The sequence below is a fragment of the Polaromonas sp. P1_G4 genome, assembly GCF_056405475.1.
On sequence record NZ_JBFUCA010000639.1, the window covers coordinates 1 to 2056 of the forward strand.

At 51.8% G+C, this 2056-nt stretch carries 2 protein-coding genes; one reads left to right on the forward strand and one right to left on the reverse strand.

Annotated features, from left to right (window positions below; translation table 11 throughout):
• Nucleotides 1-405: hypothetical protein (locus tag AC1D1X_RS21610; RefSeq protein WP_477699144.1), on the reverse strand; the 405-nt coding region annotated here is incomplete at its 3' end.
• 243 nt (nucleotides 406-648) lie between these two features.
• Here AC1D1X_RS21610 and AC1D1X_RS21615 point away from each other — a divergent pair.
• Entirely contained in the window at nucleotides 649-1794 is a 1146-nt protein-coding gene (locus tag AC1D1X_RS21615; protein ID WP_477699145.1) for a hypothetical protein, read from the forward strand.
• Nucleotides 1795-2056: the final 262 nt, after the last annotated feature.

Below are 2056 nucleotides of genomic sequence, written 5' to 3' on the forward strand. Positions count from 1 at the left end.
TCGCAATTCTTGATATTTAAAAGGAACGACAACCCGAGGATCAGAGTCCAGATCATTCTTCCGAAGGGCCTCAGAGATTGTCTCTGCATTGGTGATCAAGACGACACAAAGACGATCAAGTCGATGCTGATGCGCAAATAAAATGCGGTCCATCGCCTCGAAAACACGAGAGTCAATCTCGGGGAAGGGATGAAAAATACAAAGAATGTCATTGAAAAAATTGAACCGCTCTTTGAAGGAATCGCATGGCTTCAGAAATACGTAGGGCAGACTGGATTTGCCATGTACCTGCTCCCCCGCGTACGCTACGAACCATACTGCGGCTAAGTTGTTTGTTATTTCGATTTCCTGGGGACCAAACCTCGTAAGAGTTAGCCCTGCCATCAATCCTGGTTTTTGATGCATGTCATCCTCCGTTGCTATAGCGCGATGGTAGCGATGTAAATGGAACCAGTCACCCCCAGATCCTCAGCTACTTCTTGCTCTGAAATGACAGCGCTTGCTGGTGGTTATCTCATCTATTTGTAGGGGGACGGGAAATGGCTACGAGAAAAGACAAGCCAGGGGTGACTCCCTCAGTAGTTACTTATTCGGGTACTCCTTGAGCTATGGTTGCGTGCGGTCAATGCCGATAGACTCACAACTACTATGACGGAAACACACGACAAGATTCTTGATCGTCTAGGTGGACCGGCCCTGCTTCACTGGCACCGATTGTTTGGCGTCGATACCAGTGTTGAGGAGTACATCCTCAAATACAAGCTGCAGATGGRGCGCGGAATGGCGTCCACCAAAGCCGTTTACCTTGATACGAATTACTGGATATGGCTGCGAGATGCAGAGCTTGGAAGGGGAACTGTTGAAAGTGTTGCTCTGCTGGGCCGTCTGCGATCGCTAGTTGCGACTCGTAAGATCGTCTGCGTAAGTCATCTCACTTCTATGCTGGAAATCGCCAAACAGCTTGAAGATAGCGCTAGAGCCACCACCGCGCTGGTAGACGAACTGACGGAACGCGTCGCACTTTCACCGACAGCGGAGTTGGATGCACTAGAGGTCGGGAATTATGTTCGCTATAAGTCGGGCGTTGTGGGGCGAAGCCCACCGCTGCAGTGGACTTGTTTGGGCCAGATTGTCAAATCAGACCTCTCGGGTGGTAATGTCTTGCCTCCGAATATCGGTAATGCAGGTCAAGCCATTCTCAAAAGTGCTGCCGATGCTTTTTGGAACCAAGGGTTCTCCGAGATATTCGAGGCCTTTGACTGGAATACTAAGCATCACCTGAAGTCTGATTTAGATGCAGAAACGCTGATCAAGGTCGAGGAGCGAAAGAAGACGAGACCTCACAACGGAGATTTCCGGAGAACGTGTGAAGCCGAATTCGAGGCTGTGCTGATACAGCACGTCGGACTTTTTGAAGCGGAGCTAGTGAAACTTCTGGGGTCGAGCGGTGCTGCAGCTTTGGATACGAAGTCATCTTTGGCTGCGCAGAGCTTAGCGCGACACGCAGTGGCCGACTATCAGGCTGGTGCACTTGGCCGCCATCTGCCAGGGTTTGTCATTCGCAATGAACTCTATTCAACATACGAGTGTGATCCATCCCACACACTTTCCAACAATGACTGGCAAGATTGGCAGCATGCGTCAGTAGCCCTGCCGTACTGCGATCTTTTCCTCACAGAAAGGCGCCTGGCGCATCAGGTGACCAATGTATTGCAACTCGACTCCAAGTACCAATGCCGCGTGGTCGGGCGAGGTGTGGATGCGGCGCTCGTGGCGTTGGACGAGCTCTTCTAGTAGGATTTTGGCTGTTTGGACTTGACCCAACGGGTCGGTTCGACGCTACGAAAAAGCCCCTGGTTCTCAAGGTTTTTGGCATAGCGAGACGCGATTCACACTCCTACCCACCGGGGAGTCGAGCCGTAAACCCAACCGGCAACAACGGCGGCCCCGTCCGGTACATATCCACGTAAATCGTGATGGTCTTGCTGCCTCCGTCGACCTGAATGTCGTACACATCCAGCAGCCCGCCACCTCTGGGGAGCGACTTGTCTTCGTA